The following is an 18,754-nucleotide window of genomic DNA, read 5'->3' as shown; positions in this document are numbered from 1 at the left end:
CGTGCACTCTGGGTGCGCTGCGTCACCATGTCAAGACTTGCGAGGTACGATTCGTTGTCACGTTTCAACAAAGGAGCCGCCGGTGAGGCCGTCAGTGGGCATCCGCGACGTCGCGCAGCACGCCGGCGTCTCCAACGCGACCGTGTCGAACGTGCTGAACCGCCCCGACGTCGTCGCCCCGGCCACCCGGCAGCGCGTCCTCGCCGCCATCGAGGAACTGGGCTTCGTGCGCAACGAGTCCGCGCGCCAGCTCCGGGCGGGCCGCAGCCGGGTGCTCGCCTACGTCGTCCTCGACGCGGCGAACCCGTTCTTCACCGACGTGGCCCGCGGTGTCGAGGACGCGGCCAGGGACGCGGGTCTCGCGCTCTTCCTGTGCAACAGCGCCTCCGACGACGGCCGCGAGCGCGAGTACCTGGAACTGCTGCACGAGCAACGCGTCGAGGGCATCCTGATCACCCCGGTCGACGCCGCCCAGCTCACCGACCGCGGCACGCCGTTCGTGCTGGTCGACCGCGAGGCGACCGACGGCACGTGGTGCTCGGTGGCCGTCGACGACGTGCTGGGCGGCGAGCTCGCGGTGACCCACCTGATCGAGAACGGCCACACCCGCATCGCGATGGTCGGCGGCCCGCTGTCGATCCAGCAGGTCCGCGACCGCCGCGAGGGTGCTCGGCGCGCCGTCGCCGAGGCCGGCCTGCCCGCGGACGCCCTCACGTTCCTCGAGACCAGGAGCCTGCAGGTGGGGGAGGGCCGCAACGCGGGGGAGCGGCTCGTCGGCCTGCCCGCGTCCCGCCGTCCCACGGCTGCCTTCTGCGCCAACGACCTGCTGGCGCTGGGTCTGCTGCAGTCGATGACCCAGCAGGGCCTGCGCGTGCCGGACGACCTCGCGGTCGTCGGCTACGACGACATCGAGTTCGCCGCGGCCGCCGCCGTGCCGCTCACGTCCGTGCGTCAGCCGCGCGAGCAGCTGGGCCGGACCGCCACGCAGCTGCTGCTGGCGGAGAACGAGCCGGACCACGAGCACCGGCACGTGAAGTTCCAGCCGGAGCTGGTGGTCCGCGCGTCCACCGCGATCAGGCGAACCAGCTGAGACGCCTCTGAGTGACCTGTTCACGACGAAGTTCGACGCACGGTGATTGGATCACTCGTCCGGTGGGCATCCTCGACCATGCCGGACACCTCTCTCCTCGCCGACCGGTACCGCGTGGGTCGAGTGTTGATCACGAGCAGCCGCGCCGAGGTGCGCCGCGGCCAGGACACAGTGCTCGTGCGCGATGTCGCCATCAAGTTCTTCCGGCCGGGCGCCGACACGTCCCGGGTCGACGACGAGATCCGCGCGCTCGCGAGACTGTCGCACCGCGGGCTGGTGTCGGTCTTCGACGCCGATCCGTCCGCCGACGTCCCGTACGCGGTCCTGGAGCGGGTCGAGGGACGGACACTGCACGACCGGGTCTCGGCGGGGCGGATGAGCATCGGGGACGTGCGCCGGCTGGGTGCCGCGCTGGCCGACGCGCTGGCCCACGTGCACTCCCACGGGTTCGTCCACTGCGGGGTCAAGGCAGCCACCGTGATCCTCGGTGACGACGACGCACCGCGCCTGGCCGACTTCGGCCTCGCGCACCTGGCGGACGGCACCCGGCTGACCAAGCCCGGGCAGGACGTCGGCGCGACCGCCTACCTGGCGCCCGAGCAGGTGCACGGCGAGAACATCACCTCGGCGGTCGACGTGTACGCGCTCGGCCGGTTGCTGCTGGAGTGCCTGACCGGACGGCGGCAGGGTCCGCCGCAGGTGCCCGACGGCCTGCCGTCCGACCTCGCACGCCTGCTGATGTGCATGACCTCGCCGTCCGCCGCCCGCCGGCCGAGCGCTCAGGCGTGCCTCGACGCACTGCCCGTGGTCGGACCGCCGACCCTGGTCACGCCGTTGCGCGTCAGTGCTCCTCGCGTTCCCGATGACCTCGAATCGATCCGGGGTGAGCTTTCGCCGCGGGATCGTTGCGCGTCTTGAGCAGGCTGGCGACCGTCACCACCACCAGGATCGCGATGATCACACCGAGGCTGAGCGGTGTCGGCACCTCGGGCACGCTCGGCGAGATGTCGACGTGCGCCCAGTGCAGGATCAGCTTCACGCCGATGAACGCGAGGATGACCGCGAGCCCGGCCGACAGGTAGACCAGCCGGTCGAGCAGACCCTTGACCAGGAAGAACAACGCGCGCAGCCCCAGCAGCGCGAACGCGTTGGCGGCGAACACCACGAACGGCTCCTCGGTCACGCCGAACACCGCGGGGATCGAGTCGAGCGCGAACAGCAGGTCGACGCCGCCGATGGCCACGAGCACGACGAACAACGGCGTCGCCATCCGCCGCCCGTCGAGGCGGGTGAAGATCTTGCCGCCCACGTAGTCGTCGGTGACCGGCAGGAGCTTGCGCGCGGTCGTCACCACGACGTTGTTCTCGACGTCGGGATCCTCGTCGCGGTGCCGGAACAGCTGCACGGCCGTGTAGATCAGCAGCAGGCCGAACAGCAGGAACATGAACGAGAACAACGACAGCAGCGTCGCGCCGACGGCGATGAAGATTCCGCGCATGATCAACGCCAGCACGATGCCGAACGTGAGCACCTTGTGCTGGTGCTCCTCCGGGACCAGGAACGTCGTCATGATGATCACGAAGACGAACAGGTTGTCGACCGAGAGGCTCTTCTCGACGATGTAGCCGGCGAAGTACTCGGTGCCGAGCTCACCGCCGTAGGCGCTCCAGAACCAGATGCCGAACCCGACGGCCACCAGGATGTAGAACACCGACCAGAGCGTGGCCTCGCGGAAGCCGACCTTGTGCGGGCGCACGGCGGCGAGCACGAGGTCGACCGCCAGCAGCACCACGATCAACCCGATCGTGGCCGCCCACGTCAGTCCGCTGATCTCGACCACAGAACAACCCTTCGCCGCCCGTTTTGTCCGCATCGGACGTTACCGGGCGGCGAAGCGGATGCCGCGAAGGCCGCTACCGCGCGTCGAACACCGCCGACATCACGCGGTCGAACCCGACCTCGCGCTTTTCGCCGGCCAGCGTCAGCCGCAGCGCTGTATGAATGTTCGCGCTGGACGTACCGACGTGCAACTCGACGTCACCGGTGTCGACCTGCCGGCGACCGGCGCGCCCCGTGTACGAGGTGAGATCCGCGTGCAGCTCGGCGGTCACCGTGCGGGTCTGCCCCGGCTCCAGGTCCACCTTCACCGCGCCGATCAGCTGCCGGACGGGCCGCGCGACCTCCGCCACCGGGTCGTGCAGGTAGATCTGCACCACCTCGGTGGTCGCCACCTCCAGCTCGTTGCGCAGCACCGCGTGCACCTTGCAGACGCCGTCGGTCGGCCACTCGCGTTCCTCGCTGCCCACCGTCATCCAGGTCGCCGGCGCGTAGGACAGACCGTGGCCGAACGGGTACAGCGGCGTCGGGTCCACGTTGCTGACCTCGCTGCGCCTGCCCAGCTGGGCGCTCAGGTACGTCGAGGGCTGGCTGGAACCGGGGCCGGGGAAGCTCACCGGGAGCCGCCCGGACGGGTTCACCCTGCCGCTGAGGACGTCCGCGAGCGCCGCCGCGCCCTCCTGGCCGGGGTAGAACCCGCACACGACCGCCGCGAGCCGATCGGCCTGCCGCGACAGGTCGTAGGGACGGCCCGACAGCAGCACGAGCACCACCGGCATGCCGGTGCCGAGCACCGCCTCCAGCAGCTCCTCCTGGCGTCCCGGCAGGGTCAGGTCCGTGGCGTCGCAGCCCTCGCCGGACGTGCCCCTGCCGAACAGACCGGCCTGGTCGCCGAGCACCACGACGCAGACCTCGGCCTGCCGCGCGGCCTCGACGGCCTCGGCGATCTCCTCGTCGGTGCCGCCGAGCACGGGACAGCCGCGGGCGAACACCACGTCGTGGTCCTCGCGCAACGCGTCCAGCACGGTGGGGACGTCGATGCCCATCTCGGCGTCCGGGTGGTGCACGCCGACGTGCAGCGGGAACGAGTAGCAGCCCATCATCGCGCCGGCCTCGTCGGCGCGCGGGCCGACGACGGCGAGTCGCTTGCGGGACAACGGCAGCACGCCGTCGTTCTGCAGCAGCACGACCGAGCGCTCGGCCACCTCGCGGGCGAGCGCGCGCGACTCGGGGTCGTCCAGGTCGACGTTCGGGTCGGCGGCGGGGGAGTAGTCCGGGTCGAGCAGCCCGATCTCGATCTTCTGCGTCAGCACGCGGGTCAGCGCCAGGTCGACCAGCGCCATGTCGACGCGGCCGGCCTGCAGGCCCTCGAGCAGCGGGTCGCCGAAGCAGTCCACCGTGGGCAGCTCGACGTCGATGCCCGCGGTCAGCGCGAGCGCCGCCGCGTCCTCGCGGTCGCCGGCGACCCCGTGCAGCTTGTGCAGGAACGCCACGGAGAAGTAGTCGGAGACGACGGTTCCGGTGAACCCGTAGAGGTCGCGGAGCCGGTCGGTGAACAGCGACCGGTCCGACGCGGCGGGCACGCCATCGTTGTCAGCGTAGGAGTTCATCACCGAACGGGCGCCCGCTCGCAGCGCCATTTCGAACGGCGGCAGGATCACGTCGGCGAACTCGCGCGGCCCGATCGACACCGGCGCGTGGTTGCGCCCGGCGCGGGAGGCCGAGTAGCCCGCGAAGTGCTTGAGCGTCGACACGATCCCCGCCGACTCCAGGCCGGCGACGTAGGCGGAAGCGATGGTGGCGACGAGGTGCGGGTCCTCGCCGATGGTCTCCTCGACCCGGCCCCAGCGCAGGTCGCGTGCGACGTCGAGGACGGGGGCCAGGCCCTGGTGGATGCCGAGGCGGCGCATCGACTCGCCGAACTTGGCGGCCATCCGCCGCACCAGGTCCGGCTCGAACGTGGCGCCCCAGCACAGCGGTGACGGGTAGACCGTCGCCTGCCACGCGGCCAGGCCGGTGAGGCACTCCTCGTGCACCACGGCCGGGATCCCGAACCGGCTCGACTCGATGACCTGCCGCTGGGTGCGGGCGAGGGTGCGCGCACCCACCTCGGGCGCGATCGGCCGGGTGCCGAAGACGCGGGTGAGCTGACCGATGCCGTTCCTGGTCAGCTCGTCGAAGTCCTGCGGTGTCACGGCGAACTCGTGCTGGTGCGGTGCCATCTCCCCGACGGCGTCGATGCCCACCCAGATGCCCTGCAGCTGGGCGACCTTCTCCTGCGGCGTCATGCGGGCGACGAGGTCGCGCACGCGGTCGGCCACGGGTGCGTGGGGGTTGCGCCAGAGCTCGTCCGGCGTGGTGGCTTCGGTTGTCACAGGAACGACCTCACGGAGTCAGGGGGCGGGTCGAGTGCCGGACGACCAGCTCGGTGCCGAGGGTGATGTGGGTGTCGGCGGGCTCGTCGCCGTTGATGAGCCGCACCAGCAGTTCGAGAGCGCGGTGGCCCATCTCGCGGATCGGTTGCTCCACCGTCGTGAGCGACGGCGTGGCGAGCGCGGACTCGGGGATGTTGTCGAAACCGACCACCGACAGGTCCTCCGGCACCCGCAGGCCGAGCTCGCGGGCGGCACCCATGGCCGCGATGGCGGTGGTGTCGTTGGCGGCGAAGACAGCGGTGGGCCGGTCGGGACCGCTCAGCAGGGCGCGCGCCGACGCGGCGGCGACCTCGGCGTCGTAGTCACCGCGGCGGACCAGGTTCTCGTCCACCGCGACGCCCGCGCTGGCGAGGGCCCCCCGGTAGCCGGTCTCGCGCTGCTGGGCGGACTTCAGGTCCTCGCGACCGGTGAGCATCGCGATCCTGCGGTGGCCGAGCGCGAGGAGGTGCTCGGTCGCGAGCCGGCCGCCGTGCAGGTTGTCGGAGTCGACGGTGGGCAGCGCCGCGCGGCCGGTGTGCGGGTCGACCGCGACCACGGGCGTGCCGGGGATGCCTTCGAGGTCGACGGCGGGCGTGACCAGCACGGCTCCGTCGACGAGCGTGCCGCTCAGCCGCGTCAGGTACCGGTGCTCCCAGCCCTGCGGGTCACCCGTCCGTCCGCCCGCCGAGTAGACGACGAGCTCGAACCCGGTGCCGCGGATGGCGTCCGCCGCGCCCTTGAGCAGTTCGGTGCTGAACGGCTCGATGTCGGCGACGAGGATCCCGATGACGTTGGTGCGGTGGTTGCGCAGGCTCTGCGCCACGAGGCTCGCCTCGTAGCCCAGTTCCTTGATCACGGCCGTGACCCGCGCGAACGTGTCCGCTGAGACGCCGTACCGCTGGTTGAGGACCTTGGACACGGTGGCCACCGAGACGCCGGCTTGGGCGGCGACGTCTCGGATGGTGACGCGTTGGCGAGGAGGCACCGGCTCAGGCTAGCCGTGTAAAACGTTATCGACAACGATTGACACGAGGCGTGCCGAGGCGGGAGTCTCTTGCCCCAACACACGCAGTCCAACTCGGCCGACGTCGTCAGGAGTGGACCCCTCATGCGTTCCAAGAAGCCCCTTGCTCTCATCGCCGCCGCGGCGTTGTTGCTGGCCGGGTGCAGTGGTGGAGGCTCCGACGCCTCCGCCGAAGGACCCGTCACGCTCACCTGGTGGCACAACCGCACCACCGAACCGATGAAGTCGAAGTGGCAGCAGATCGCCGACGACTTCCACAAGACCCACCCGAACACCTCGTTCACGATCGAACCGATCCAGAACGAGCAGTTCCAGACCAAGGTGCCGCTGGCCCTGCAGGGCAGCACCCCGCCGGACCTCTACCAGCAGTGGGGTGGCGGAGCACTCGCCGACCAGCTGAAGTCCGGCAAGGTCGCCGACATCACCCAGGCGTCGTCGAGCTGGATCGGCCCGCTCGGCAAGAACGCCGACGGCTGGAAGGTCAACGGCAAGCAGTACGGCGCGCCGTACCTCGTCCACGCGGTCGGGTTCTGGTACCGCAAGGACCTCTTCACCGCGGCCGGAGTCACGCCGCCGAAGACGCTGGACGAGCTCAACGCGGCCGTCGCGAAGCTGAAGACCGCGGGCACCGTGCCGATCGCCATCGGCGGCAAGGACCGCTGGCCCGATGCGTTCTACTGGGCCTACTTCGCCGTGCGCCAGTGCTCGGTCGACACGCTGAAGAAGGCCGTCGAGAAGACCGAGCTGACCGACCCGTGCTTCCTCAAGGCGGGGGAGAACCTCAAGGCGTTCCTGGACACCAAGCCGTTCCAGGAGGGCTTCGTCGGGACGCCCGCCCAGCAGGGCGCGGGCAGCTCGGCCGGCATGCTCGCGAACGGCAAGGCCGCCATGGAGCTGCAGGGCGACTGGAACCCGGACGTGATGCAGGCGCTGACCGAGGACAAGGAGCTCGCCTCCAAGATCGGCTGGTTCCCGTTCCCGACCGTGCCGGGCGGACAGGGCGACCCGAGCGTGCTGGTCGGCGGCGGTGACGGGTTCTCCTGCACCACCCGCGCGGCTCAGGCGTGCGCGGAGTTCCTCGGTCACATCGTGAGCGACGACGTGCAGAAGATCCTCGCCGAGACCAACTCCGGTCTGCCGGTGACCCCCGCGGGTGTGGCCGCGCTGAAGAGCGAGAACCACAAGATGATCGCCGACACCGTGAGCAAGGCGTCGCACCTGCAGCTCTACTTCGACACCGCGTTCCCGACCAAGGTCGGCCAAGCCCTGAACGACACCATCGCGAACTTCTTCGCGGGTCAGGGCGGACCCGACACCATCGTGAAATCGGTGAGCGAAGCAGCCGCCGGGAACAAATGATGAGTGCCGCGATCACCACGCGGCCGCCGACCGCCCCCGTGCCGCACGCGCCAGCGGCCGGGGGCACCCGGCGGCGGTCCCGGCTCCGCACCCGCCTCGAGCTCGCCCTGCTGCTGACCCCGGCACTGGTGCTGTTCGTCGGGTTCGTCATGATCCCGATCGGGGTCGCCGGGTACTACAGCCTCTACTCGTGGAGCGGCTTCGGCCCTCTCACGGACTTCGTGGGCCTCGGGAACTACCTCGACGCCCTCTCCGGCGACGTCTTCCAGAGCGCCGTCGGGCACAACCTGATCATCGCGGTGCTGTCCATCGTCGTGCAGCTGCCGCTGAGCATCGGTCTGGCGATGCTGCTCAACCGGAAGCTGCGCGGCCGGACCTTCCTGCGCATGGTCGTGTTCGCGCCGTACGTGCTGTCCGAGGCCGTGACCGCCGTGATCTGGCTGCTCATGCTGCAGCCGGGCGGGTTCGTCGACGAGCTCCTGCGCGCGGTGGGACTCGGCGGCCTGGTGCAGCTGTGGCTCGCCGACCAGTCGATGGTGCTCTACACGCTGTTCCTCGTGATCACGTGGAAGTACATCGGGTTCGGCGTGATCCTGCTGCTGGCCGGCCTGCAGGGCGTGCCGGCCGAGCTGCGGGAGGCCGCGGCCCTCGACGGCGCGAGCGCCTGGCAGACCACCCGGCACGTCGTGCTCCCGTTGCTGGGACCGACGATCCGCGTGTGGATCTTCCTGTCGGTGATCGGGTCGCTGCAGCTGTTCGACCTCGTCTGGATCATGACGCTCGGCGGTCCCGCCAACGCGTCCACGACCATGGCGGTCTACCTGACCGACCACGGCTTCAAGCGCTACGAGTTCGGCTTCGGCAGCGCGGTCGCCGTGATCCTGTTCATCATCTGCTTCGTGTTCGCGTTGTTCTACCAGCGGTTCGCCCTGCGCAGGGACACCGAGGGCGCCGTGACGTCGGGGGTGCGCTGAGGTGTTGCGCCGCAACAACATCACCGGATACGTGGCCGCGGTCGCCGTCATCGGCGTGACCGTGGTGCCGCTGCTGTTCGTCGTGCTGGGCGGGTTCCGCACCACGGCGCAGATCAACTCGTCACCCGCCGGGCTGCCGGGGCCGTTCATCTTCGACAACTACGTCGAGGTCGCCACCTCGCCGCAGTTCTGGCGGCTGCTCGGCAACAGCGCGCTGATCGCGGTCATCGCGACGACGCTGGCCGTCGGGCTCGGCTCGATGGCGGCGTTCGCGTTGTCCCGCTACGCGTTCCGGGGCAGGGAAGGGCTGTACACCCTGTTCACGCTCGGCCTGCTGTTCCCGCTGGGCGTCGCGTCGCTGCCGCTGTACCTGTGGCTGCGCCAGCTCGGCCTGCTGGAGAACCCGCTCGGCGTCGCGATCCCGGAGGCGGCGTTCTCGCTGCCGGTGACGATCGTGATCCTGCGGCCGTTCATGAACGCGATCCCCGGTGAGCTCGAGGACGCCGCCCTGCTCGACGGCGCCGCGAAGCTCGGCTTCTTCTGGAGGATCCTGCTGCCGCTGTCGCGGCCCGCGCTCATCACGGTGTCGGTGCTGGCGTTCGTCACCAGCTGGAACTTCTTCCTGCTGCCGCTGCTCGTGTTCAACGACTCCACGAACTTCACGCTGCCGCTCGGCGTGGCGATGTTCCAGTCGGAGCACACCCAGGACACCGCGAAGGTGCTCGCCTTCACCGCGCTGTCGATGATCCCCGCGCTCACGTTCTTCGTGCTCGCCGAACGCCGCATGGTCGGAGGCCTCACCGGATCGGTGAAGGGCTGACTCACAAAGGAGTGACTCCGTGCGAACCCGATTAGCCGTTGGTGCCGCGGTGGTGCTGGTGCTGACGCAGGCGGTGCCCGCGTCAGCCGCGGGACCGTTGAAGCACCACACGAACCGGTGGGTGGGCAGTGCGGTGGCTGCCCAGCACCTGGCCGCCGAGGCGGACTACAAGAAAGTGCTGACGCGTGAGTTCGACAGCGTCACGCCCGAGAACGAGATGAAGTGGGGCACGGTCGAGGCCGTCCGCGGCCAGTACGACTGGTCCGGCGCGGACGCGATCGTGAGCTACGCCAAGAAGACCGGCAAGTCGATCCGCGGCCACACGCTGGTGTGGCACAGCCAGCTGCCCGACTGGGTGGGCGGGCTGGAGGCCCCGGAGCTCCGGTCGGTCGTCCGCAAGCACATCACCGAGGAGGCCGGCCGGTTCCGCGGGAAGATCCGCGCGTGGGACGTCGTCAACGAGGCGTTCAACGAGGACGGCACGCGGCGGCAGACCGTGTTCCAGACCAAGCTCGGCGACGGCTACATCGCCGACGCGTTCCGCTGGGCGCACGCCGCCGACCCGAAGGCCAAGCTGTACATCAACGACTACAACGTCGAGGGCCTCAACCCCAAGAGCGACGCGACGTACGAGCTCGTGAAGTCGTTGAAGCGCCAGGGCGTGCCGATCCACGGCGTGGGCATCCAGGCGCACCTGTCGCTGATGTACGGGTTCCCGGCGGGCGTCCGCGAGAACATCGCGCGGTTCGCCGCGCTCGGTGTGGACGTCGCGATCACCGAGGCGGACGTGCGGATCCCGCTGCCCGTCACGCCGGAGAAGCTCGCCGCGCAGGCGGACTACTTCGGGCAGGTCTGGGACGCCTGCCACGCCGTGAAGCGGTGCGTCGAGTTCACCACGTGGGGCTTCACCGACCGGCACTCGTGGGTGCCCGACGTGTTCCCCGGTGAGGGCGCGGCGTGCCTGTTCGACGAGAACCTGAAACCCAAACCGGCTTACCGGCGGCTCTCCTCCTGAGCCCGAGGGGGAGGCGGGTGACCGGGAGTTTGCGGCACTCCCGGTCACCCCTGGCGTCATCGGCGGGTGGCGACCGCGTGCTGCAGCAGGGCCAGCGCCTGCTTCGCCACCACGTTGAACATCCCCATGGTGGTGTCGCGGGTCCCGAGCACCACCAGCAACGTGTCGGGGTCGACGGCGAACACGCCGACCTGCCCCGAGTCGCCCTCGAAGAACACCGCCCGCGGGTTGCCGACCCCGGCCTGCGCCGTGAACTGCCCGGCGAGCCCCGCGGCCGCCGCGGACATCGCCGCGACACCGTCGTCCTGGATGCCGCGGGTGACCCCGGTCAGCACCAGCCCGTCCCTCGTCGCGATCAACACCCCGTTGATCGCGACGGAGTCGATGTCGCCGTGGATGTCCCGCAACGCCTCCGTCATCAGCTTCGCGACCGCGCCCTGCCCGATCGGCTGGTTCGTCGTGTGTGCGGCTTCCGGCGTGGCCGCCCTGCGTCTGCGCATGGGCAGCGCGCCGTGGTTGTGCGCTGCCTCGGTGGACATGTCGTTCACACCGTCAGGTCTGATTCGATCGCGCGCAGGTTGTGCCGGGCGAGGGCCAGGTTGGCCCGCTCCCGGTCCAGCACGAGGTACAGGAACAGCATCGAGTCGCCCCGCTGGCCCTTGAGCAGGCGGATCAGGTGGTACTGGCGGTGCAGCGTGATGAGGATGTCCTCGATCTCGTCGTTGAGCTTGAGGGCCTGGATCACCCGCTGCTTGGACCGCACGACCTCGGTGTTGCCGGCCGCCGCCACCTCCAGGTTCAGCCAGTCGCCGCCGCCGATCGAGCCCAGCGACATGCCGCTGTCGTAGTCGACGAGCGCGGCACCCACCGCGCCGCTGATGTTCATTGCTTCTTTCAACGCCGTTTCGATGTTCATTCGACGACTTTCTCCTCGTGCGCGTCCTGTTACACACGGCGACGATCAGGTGCGAACTCCCCCGAAATCCGCTGGCAGGGCCGCGTGACCTGATCACCCTACGTCGCGAGAGCATTCGTGTAACTGCCGTTTGGAGCAACGTGGGGGCCGAATGAGTCCGTTTAGGACCGAACGTCGTGCGTGCCGATCGGACTGTGAGCGACCCTCGATTTTCGCTACGGTCGAGGGGAAGTCCGGCGGACCCACCTGTACGTCCACTGTGGAGCGAGGAGGACCGGTGCGCAGGACCAGGCAGACGGCCGTTCTCGCTGCAACCGCTCTCACGATCGTCACGGCGTGCGCGGCTCCGGCACAGCCGGCGAGGCCGCGGACGTCACAGGTCATCACCACCGCCGCGACGGCGCACACCGCGGGCCGGGTCACCGCCACCGGGCGGTACAGCTGGCCGGGCGTCTACTTCGAGGGCCGCTTCCGCGGTACCGGTGTCGGGATCGTCCTGAACGACGCGGTCAACGACTACGACGTGCAGGTCGACGGCACCACCACCGCGACCCTGGTGGCCCCGGGCCGGGTGGCGCACCAGGTCAGCGGCCTGAGCGACGGCGAGCACAGCGTCCGCCTGGTCAAGCGGACCGAGAGCCCGCAGTCCGCGGGGGAATTCGGCGGGTTCGTCGCGGCGGAGGGCGGCGAGGTGCTCCCCGCACCCGCGCCGCGCACCCGGCAGGTCGAGTTCATCGGCGACTCGCTGACGGCGGGCTACGGCAACATGTCGTCCGGCCGCGACTGCTCCTCGACCGGCGGCGTCACCCGCAACACCAACACCGACCTGAGCTTCGGTGCGCTGACCGCCCGCGCGGTGAACGCCGACTACCAGGTCAACGGGTTCTCCGGCCTCGGCATGGTGCGCAACTACGACGGCAACGCCGCGGGCACGAGCTACCGGACCTTCTACGACCGGGCGTTGCTGAACGTGGACGGCGACGTGTGGCAGAACCCCGGCACCTGGCGGCCGCAGGTCGTCGTGGTCGGCCTGGGCACCAACGACTTCTCCACCGCGCCCGAGCCGGGCGAACCGTGGACGCCGGAGAGCCTGGTGACCGAGTACAAGGCCGCCTACCAGGGGTTTCTCGACAAGCTGAGGGAACGCTACGGCACCGGTACGGCGATCGTCGTGAGCGTTCCGGAGAGCACGGGCACGTTCGCCGACGCCGCCGCGCAGGTCGTGCACGACCGGGGCGACGCCGGTGTCCACCTGTGGAACTACGACGACCCCGCGCTCGACCGGCAGGGCTGCGACTGGCACTTCTCCGCCCGCGACCACCGGCTGATCGCGGACAAGCTCGGTGCCTACCTGTCGGGGCTGTCCCTGCGGTGGTGAGCAGGACAGCCCCGCCGGGTCATGCCTGCCGGATCACGCCTTCTGGGTCACTTCGGGTCGAGCACGAACAGCGGGATCAGCCGGTCCGTCTTCTCCTGGTACTCGGCGTAGTTCGGGAACGCCGCGACGGCGCGTTCCCACCACTGCGCCCGCTCGTCGCCGTCGACCTCACGGGCGACGTAGTCCTTCGTCTCCGTGCCGTCCTGGAGGCGGATCTCCGGGTGGGCGACGATGTTGTGATACCAGGTCGGATGCTCCGGAGCACCGCCCTTGGACGCCACGACCGCGTAGCTGCCGTCGTGTTCGACGCGCATCACCGGGGTGTAGCGGAGCTGGCCGCTCTTGGCACCGCGCACCGTCAGCAGCACGATGGGACGGCCGGTCACCAGGATGCCCTCGGTGGTCCCGGTCTCCAGGATCTTCGCGGTCTGGTCGCGCACCCACTCGGTGGGGCTGAGCTTCACGTCTGCCATGTTCACGATCAACGATTCTCCGCCAGGTCTCATTCCCTCGCAGGTCAGTGCGCCGCGAACTGCACGTTCGTGGTCTGGACGGCGTCGGGCCGCACCGGCAGGGCGGCGACCTCGAGGCGTTCGCCGTAGACGTCGGTGACCGCGACGGCGCCACCGCAGCCGGCGCCGTTCTCGGAGAGGAAGTAGTTGTAGTCGGCGCGGTTCAGCTGCCGCCACTGCCCGCCGGCCCGGACCTCCAGCCGTGCCACGGGGTTGCGGTGGTCGAGCACCTGGATGCCGCACCAGTACTGGCTGGAGCCGGACTTGTGGCGGATCGCGACCTTCTTCGACGTCGGCGGGCTCACCAGCGTCCAGCTGACCGGGATCTCACCCTGCACCGGCGCCGCGAGCTGGGCGAACGCCTCGGCGCTCAGGTCGAGCTGGCCGGGGCGGCACTCCGGGCAGAGGTTGGTGACGCGCACGGTGATGCTCTTGCCGCTGGCCTTGACCAGCAGGAACGCGCCGCACGCCGCGGAACCTCCGTAGTCGGTCGCGTTGATCGCGGTGGTCAGCGGATCGGGACCGGGGTCGTACATGCAGGCGCCGCCGCCGTCGGAGTCGTAGAACGTCGCGATCCCGGTCCGCTCCTCGCCGGGCCTGATCCGGCCGGCGAGCGACGGCGTCTGCCGAGTGGTCGTCGTCGTTGTCGTCGTCGCCGTGGTGGTCGTGGTGGTCGCCGGTGCGACGGTGGTCGTGGTGGTGGGCGCGGCGCTCACCCCGGCGGCGGCCACGGGTGCGCCCGCGACGCCCGGCTGGTCGCGCAGCACCACCACACCGAGGACCGCCGCGAGCGTGACCAGGACGAACAGGAGTGGTCCGGTGCGTCTCACCGCCGAACCATAGTCCGCTGCACGGCGATGAACACCAGCAGCAGGACACCGATGACGATTTTCGTCCACCACGAGCTGAGCGTGCCCTGGAACGAGATCAGCGTCTGGATCGTGCCGAGCACCAGGACGCCGACGACACCGCCGAGCACGTACCCGACGCCGCCCGCCAGCAGGGTCCCGCCGATCACGACGGCCGCGATGGCGTCGAGCTCCATGCCCACGGCGTGCAGGCCGTAGCCGGACAGCATGTAGAGGCTGAACAGCAGACCGGCCAGCGCCGAGCAGAACCCGCTGATCACGTACACGCCGATCTTGGTGCGCGCGGTCGGCAGTCCCATCAGCAGCGCGGACGACTCGCTGCCGCCGACCGCGTAGACCGTGCGGCCGAAGCGGGTGCGGTGCAGGACGTACATCGCGGCCACGACGACCAGCACCGCGATCACGACGTTGTAGGTGATCGTGACGCCGCCGGGCAGTTCGATCGTGGCGGTGGCGACGTCGCGGAAGGTGCTGTTCTTGATCGACACCGACTCGATGCTGATCAGGAAGCACAGGCCGCGCGCGAGGAACATGCCGGCCAGCGTGACGATGAACGGCTGGATGTCGAACCGGTGGATCACGATCCCCATCAGCAGCCCGAGCGTCGACCCGATCAGCAGCACCGCGAGCACGACCAGCGGCACCGGCCAGCCCGCGCGCAGACCGGCCGCGGTGACCATCGTGGACAGTGCGACGACCGAGCCGACGGACAGGTCGATGCCCCCGCTGAGGATCACGAACGTCATGCCGGCGGCGAGCACGATGAGGAAGGCGTTGTCGATGAACAGGTTCGCGACCACCTGACCGGACGCGAAGCCGTCGTACCGCGCCGAACCCACCCCGAAGGCGAGGACGAACAGCACGACGGTCGCGATGACGGGCAGGAACCGCGACGGCACCCGTTGGGCGAGAGTGGTCATGACGAGACCGCCACCTTCCGGAAGCTCAGTGCCGCACGGGCCTTCGGCGCCTGCACCAGGCAGACGGCGATGACGACGACGGCCTTGAAGACCAGCGTCACCTCCGGGGCGACGCCGATCGTGTAGATGGTGGTCGTGAGGGTCTGGATGATCAGCGCGCCCAGCAACGTGCCGGTGAGCGAGTAGCGGCCGCCGGCGAGCGACGTGCCGCCGATGACGACCGCGAGGATCGCGTCCATCTCGATCCACAGCCCGGCGTTGTTGGCGTCGGCCGCGCTGACGTTCGAGCTGATCATCAACCCGGCGATGCCCGCGCACACCGCGGCGAACACGTAGACCGTCCAGATGATCGTGCGGCTGCGCACCCCGGCCAGCCGCGACGCCTCCGGGTTCACGCCGACCGCCTCGATCAGCATTCCGAGCGCGGTCCTGCGCGTCACGAACGCCACGATCCCCAGCACCAGCAGGCTGATCAGGATCGACGTCGGCAGGATCACGAACCCGGCGCCGACCTGCCGGTAGGCCGTGTTGTTGACCGTGACGATCTGGCCCTCGGTCACCAGCATCGCGATGCCGCGCCCCGCGGTCATCAGCACGAGCGTCGCGATGATCGGCTGGATGCCGAGCGCCGCGACGAGGAACCCGTTCCAGAGCCCCAGAACCGCGCAGAGCACGAGCGCGATCGCCATGCCGGCGAACGCCGTTCCCGCGTCCCCGGACGTTCCGATGTGGACACACGTGACGGCGCCGGCGATGGCGGCCACCGCGCCGACGGAGAGATCGATGCCCCTGGTCGCGATCACCAGGGTCATGCCGAGCGCGATCAGCAGGGTCGGCGCGCCGTTCTTCAGGACGTCGACCAGGCCGCCGTACAGGTGGCCGTCCTGCATGCGCAGGCTGAAGAACGACGGGGTGAAGACCAAGTTGAGCAGCAGGAGCGCCGCCAGGGCCACGAGCGGCCAGACGAGCCGGTTCTTCACGACACCACCTTCTCCGGTTCCGGTGCGGCCCCGCCCGCGATGAGCTCGACCACCTCGTCCACGCCGGTCGCCGACCCGTCCAGCTCCGCGATCTTGCGCCGGTCGCGCAGCACCACGATCCGGTCGGCGATCCGCACGACCTCCTCGAGCTCCGCCGAGATGAACAGCACGGCGGTGCCCTCGGCCGCCAGCGTCGTGACGAGCTGCTGGATCTGGGCCTTGGCGCCGATGTCGATGCCGCGCGTCGGCTCGTCCAGGATCAGCAGCCGCGGCTCGGTGACGAGCCAGCGCGCCAGCAGCACCTTCTGCTGGTTGCCGCCGGACAGGGTGCGCACCAGCGCGTCCGGGTTGGCGGGGCGGATGTCCAGCGCCTTCACGTACTTCTCGACCAGCTGGTCCTTCGTCCTGCGCGGCAGCGGGCGGGTCCAGCCGCGGGCGGCCTGCATCGCGAGCACCAGGTTGTCGCGGATCGAGAGGTCCGCGACCAGGCCCTCGCCCTTGCGGTCCTCCGAGCTGAACGCGATGCCCGCCGTGATCGCCGAGCGCGGGCCGCGCAGCCGCAGCGGCTTGCCGTCCACGAGGACCCGTCCCGAGTCGGCGCGGTCGGCGCCGAAGAGCAGCCTCGCCAGCTCGGTGCGGCCGGAGCCGAGCAGACCGGCCAGGCCGACGACCTCGCCCGCGCGGATCTCCAGGTCGAACGGTTCGATCGCACCGCGCCTGCCGAGCCCGGTCGCCTGCAGCAGCACGGGGCCGTCCACGCGGTGCTTCTCCACCGCGTCCTCGATCGCCTCCAGCGCGCCGAGGTCGCGGCCGATCATCTGGGAGATCACCGCCCGCCGGTCCACCTCCGCGGTGAGGTGCTCACCGACCAGCGCTCCGTTGCGCAGCACCGTCATCCGGTCGGAGATCTCGTAGACCTGGTCGAGGAAGTGCGACACGAACAGGATCGCGACACCCTCGTCGCGCAGCACGCGCATGATCCGGAACAGCTCGGCGACCTCGCCGGCGTCCAGACTGGACGTCGGTTCGTCGAGCACCAGCACGCGGCAGTCGACCGCGATGGCACGGGCGATCGCGACCAGCTGCTGCACGGCGATCGGGTGCTCGCCGAGGCTCGACGCCGGGTCGATGTGCACACCGATGCGCGCCAGCACCTCCGCCGCCCGCCTGCGCATCGCCGGGAAGTCGATGCCGCCGAGCCTGCGGGGTTCGCGGCCCAGCAGGATGTTCTCCGCGACCGTGAGGTTCGCGCAGAGGTTGACCTCCTGGTAGACCGTGCTGATCCCGGCGTGCTGGGCCTCGCCGGGGGAGGAGAACGCCACGTCCTCGCCCGCCAGCGACACCCGGCCGCCGTCGGGGCGGTGGACACCGGTCAACGTCTTGATGAGAGTGGACTTCCCGGCGCCGTTCTCGCCCATGAGGGCGTGCACCTCACCGGGGAACAGCCGGAAGTCGACGTCCTGCAACGCCTTCACGCCGGGGAACGCGAGGCTGATGCCCCGCATCTCGACGACGGGTGGCGGCGACTCGGTCATGGGCTCTGGCTTTCGTCGCTGGGGCCGGCCGCGGAGCCCGCCACCGGCTGGCCGGGTGACGGGCTCCGCGGATCTCGTGAGGACTCGCGGCGTGGACTCAGTACTGGCGCTGCGGGAGCGCGGCCTTGGCCTGCTCCTGGGTGAACGTGCCCTCCTCGGTCACGACCCGCGCCGGCACGTCCTGCCCGGCCACGACCTTCTTGGCGAGCTCCATCAACTGCTTGCCCAGCAACGGGTTGCACTCGACGATGAAGTTGATCTCTCCGTTGGAGAGCGCCGTCATGCCGTCCTTCACCGCGTCGACGGTGATGATCTTGATGTCCTTGCCGGGCACCTTGCCCGCCGCCTTGATCGCCTCGATCGCGCCCAGGCCCATGTCGTCGTTGTGCGCGTAGACGACGTCGATCTTCGGCTGGGACTTGAGGAACGCCTCCATCACCTGCTTGCCGCCCGACCGCGTGAAGTCACCGGTCTGCGACGCGACGATCTTGATGTCCGGCTTGGCGGCGATCTTCTCCTCGAAGCCCTTCTTGCGGTCGATCGCGGGCGCGGCGCCGGTGGTTCCCTGCAGCTCCACCACGTTCGCCGGACCGGTCACGTTCGCGACGAGCCAGTCGCCTGCCCTGCGGCCCTCCTCGACGAAGTCCGAGCCGAGGAACGTCTTGTACAGCGAGGTGTCGTCCGAGTCGATCGAGCGGTCGGTGAGGATGACCGGGATGTTGGCGCGCTTGGCCTCCAGCAGCACGGTGTCCCAGCCGGTCTCGACGACCGGGCTGAACGCGATCACGGACACCTTCTGCTGGATGTAGGACCGGATCGCCTTGATCTGGTTCTCCTGCTTCTGCTGCGCGTCGGAGAACTTCAGCTCGATCCCGGCGGCCTTCGCCTCCTCCTGGACCGACTTCGTGTTGGCGGTGCGCCAGCCGCTCTCCGCGCCGACCTGGGCGAAGCCCATCGTGATGGTGTCGCCGCCGGATGATCCGGTGCCCCCACCACCCCCAGAGCCACAGGCCGTGAGCGCGCTCAGCAGGACCACGCTGGCGACTGTCGTGATCTTCTTCAGCACTGAATTCCTCCGGTGTGACGACGGTGTCGCGGAGCAGTACCGCGTG

General features: G+C 69.9%; 18 protein-coding genes. 7 read left to right on the top strand and 11 right to left on the bottom strand.

Going from position 1 to position 18,754, the window contains the following annotated elements:
* Positions 1-82: 82 nt before the first annotated feature.
* Together ACFWV3_RS14730 and ACFWV3_RS14725 are read left to right on the top strand one after the other, a co-directional pair.
* On the top strand, positions 83-1,090 hold the full coding sequence (locus ACFWV3_RS14730) for a LacI family DNA-binding transcriptional regulator (RefSeq protein ID WP_382411655.1): 1,008 nt from the start codon (positions 83-85) through the stop codon (positions 1,088-1,090).
* Between the two features lie 78 nt (positions 1,091-1,168).
* On the top strand, positions 1,169-2,008 hold the full coding sequence (locus ACFWV3_RS14725; protein WP_382411654.1) for a serine/threonine-protein kinase: 840 nt from the start codon (positions 1,169-1,171) through the stop codon (positions 2,006-2,008).
* Here the strand turns inward: ACFWV3_RS14725 and ACFWV3_RS14720 are convergent.
* The 3 genes from ACFWV3_RS14720 to ACFWV3_RS14710 all read right to left on the bottom strand — a co-directional run bounded on the left by ACFWV3_RS14720 (position 1,932) and on the right by ACFWV3_RS14710 (position 6,325).
* Positions 1,932-2,930, bottom strand: coding sequence for a TerC/Alx family metal homeostasis membrane protein (locus tag ACFWV3_RS14720; protein ID WP_382411653.1), 999 nt, complete (start codon positions 2,928-2,930; stop codon positions 1,932-1,934). The genes ACFWV3_RS14725 and ACFWV3_RS14720 overlap by 77 nt on opposite strands.
* A 73-nt stretch (positions 2,931-3,003) precedes the next feature.
* Complete coding sequence (locus ACFWV3_RS14715; RefSeq protein ID WP_382411652.1) at positions 3,004-5,301, bottom strand: beta-glucosidase; 2,298 nt, start codon at positions 5,299-5,301, stop codon at positions 3,004-3,006.
* Between the two features lie 10 nt (positions 5,302-5,311).
* Positions 5,312-6,325, bottom strand: a complete 1,014-nt coding sequence (locus tag ACFWV3_RS14710; protein WP_382411651.1) for a LacI family DNA-binding transcriptional regulator — start codon at positions 6,323-6,325, stop codon at positions 5,312-5,314.
* A gap of 123 nt (positions 6,326-6,448) precedes the next feature.
* Between ACFWV3_RS14710 and ACFWV3_RS14705 the strand changes: the two genes are divergently transcribed.
* Genes ACFWV3_RS14705 through ACFWV3_RS14690 form a run of 4 tightly spaced genes read left to right on the top strand, consistent with a single transcriptional unit; the run spans position 6,449 to position 10,532 of the window.
* On the top strand, positions 6,449-7,723 hold the full coding sequence (locus tag ACFWV3_RS14705; protein WP_382411650.1) for an ABC transporter substrate-binding protein: 1,275 nt from the start codon (positions 6,449-6,451) through the stop codon (positions 7,721-7,723).
* Complete coding sequence (locus tag ACFWV3_RS14700) at positions 7,720-8,697, top strand: carbohydrate ABC transporter permease (RefSeq protein WP_382411648.1); 978 nt, start codon at positions 7,720-7,722, stop codon at positions 8,695-8,697. Before ACFWV3_RS14705 ends, ACFWV3_RS14700 begins: the two co-directional genes overlap by 4 nt.
* A 1-nt stretch (position 8,698) precedes the next feature.
* A complete protein-coding gene (locus ACFWV3_RS14695) occupies positions 8,699-9,517 on the top strand; it encodes a carbohydrate ABC transporter permease (protein ID WP_382411647.1) in 819 nt (272 codons plus the stop codon).
* A gap of 19 nt (positions 9,518-9,536) precedes the next feature.
* A complete protein-coding gene (locus ACFWV3_RS14690) occupies positions 9,537-10,532 on the top strand; it encodes an endo-1,4-beta-xylanase (protein WP_382411646.1) in 996 nt (331 codons plus the stop codon).
* A gap of 56 nt (positions 10,533-10,588) precedes the next feature.
* On the opposite strand, the gene ACFWV3_RS14685 is transcribed toward ACFWV3_RS14690, so the two are convergent.
* On the bottom strand, positions 10,589-11,071 hold the full coding sequence (locus tag ACFWV3_RS14685; protein ID WP_382411644.1) for a roadblock/LC7 domain-containing protein: 483 nt from the start codon (positions 11,069-11,071) through the stop codon (positions 10,589-10,591).
* Between the two features lie 5 nt (positions 11,072-11,076).
* Entirely contained in the window at positions 11,077-11,448 is a 372-nt protein-coding gene (locus tag ACFWV3_RS14680) for a hypothetical protein (RefSeq protein WP_382411643.1), read from the bottom strand.
* A gap of 277 nt (positions 11,449-11,725) precedes the next feature.
* Here ACFWV3_RS14680 and ACFWV3_RS14675 point away from each other — a divergent pair, with 277 nt between their 5' ends.
* Positions 11,726-12,826, top strand: coding sequence for an SGNH/GDSL hydrolase family protein (locus tag ACFWV3_RS14675; protein WP_382411642.1), 1,101 nt, complete (start codon positions 11,726-11,728; stop codon positions 12,824-12,826).
* Positions 12,827-12,873: 47 nt separating this feature from the next.
* On the opposite strand, the gene ACFWV3_RS14670 is transcribed toward ACFWV3_RS14675, so the two are convergent.
* The 6 genes from ACFWV3_RS14670 to ACFWV3_RS14645 form a co-directional block, all read right to left on the bottom strand.
* The gene (locus ACFWV3_RS14670; RefSeq protein WP_382411818.1) at positions 12,874-13,299 is read right to left on the bottom strand and encodes a nitroreductase family deazaflavin-dependent oxidoreductase; all 426 of its coding nucleotides are present in this window, start codon (positions 13,297-13,299) and stop codon (positions 12,874-12,876) included.
* Positions 13,300-13,343: 44 nt separating this feature from the next.
* Complete coding sequence (locus ACFWV3_RS14665; protein WP_382411641.1) at positions 13,344-14,168, bottom strand: expansin EXLX1 family cellulose-binding protein; 825 nt, start codon at positions 14,166-14,168, stop codon at positions 13,344-13,346.
* The gene (gene yjfF / locus ACFWV3_RS14660; RefSeq protein ID WP_382411640.1) at positions 14,165-15,127 is read right to left on the bottom strand and encodes a galactofuranose ABC transporter, permease protein YjfF; all 963 of its coding nucleotides are present in this window, start codon (positions 15,125-15,127) and stop codon (positions 14,165-14,167) included. Before yjfF ends, ACFWV3_RS14665 begins: the two co-directional genes overlap by 4 nt.
* Positions 15,124-16,107 (bottom strand): ABC transporter permease, encoded by a 984-nt coding sequence (locus ACFWV3_RS14655; RefSeq protein ID WP_382411639.1) that lies wholly within the window; start codon positions 16,105-16,107, stop codon positions 15,124-15,126. The genes yjfF and ACFWV3_RS14655 overlap by 4 nt, the downstream gene beginning before the upstream one ends.
* Positions 16,104-17,642 carry a sugar ABC transporter ATP-binding protein gene (locus ACFWV3_RS14650; RefSeq protein ID WP_382411638.1) on the bottom strand — a complete coding sequence of 513 codons (1,539 nt, stop codon included), beginning with the start codon at positions 17,640-17,642 and terminating at the stop codon, positions 16,104-16,106. The genes ACFWV3_RS14655 and ACFWV3_RS14650 overlap by 4 nt, the downstream gene beginning before the upstream one ends.
* Before the next feature lie 97 nt (positions 17,643-17,739).
* A complete protein-coding gene (locus ACFWV3_RS14645) occupies positions 17,740-18,708 on the bottom strand; it encodes an ABC transporter substrate-binding protein (protein ID WP_382411636.1) in 969 nt (322 codons plus the stop codon).
* Positions 18,709-18,754 lie beyond the last annotated feature (46 nt).

The organism is Lentzea sp. NPDC059081, from assembly GCF_042738015.1.
Taxonomy (GTDB): Bacteria; Actinomycetota; Actinomycetes; order Mycobacteriales; family Pseudonocardiaceae; genus Lentzea.
The sequence above is the reverse complement of the archived record's forward strand: the minus strand, read 5'-3'. Positions and strand labels throughout refer to the sequence as shown.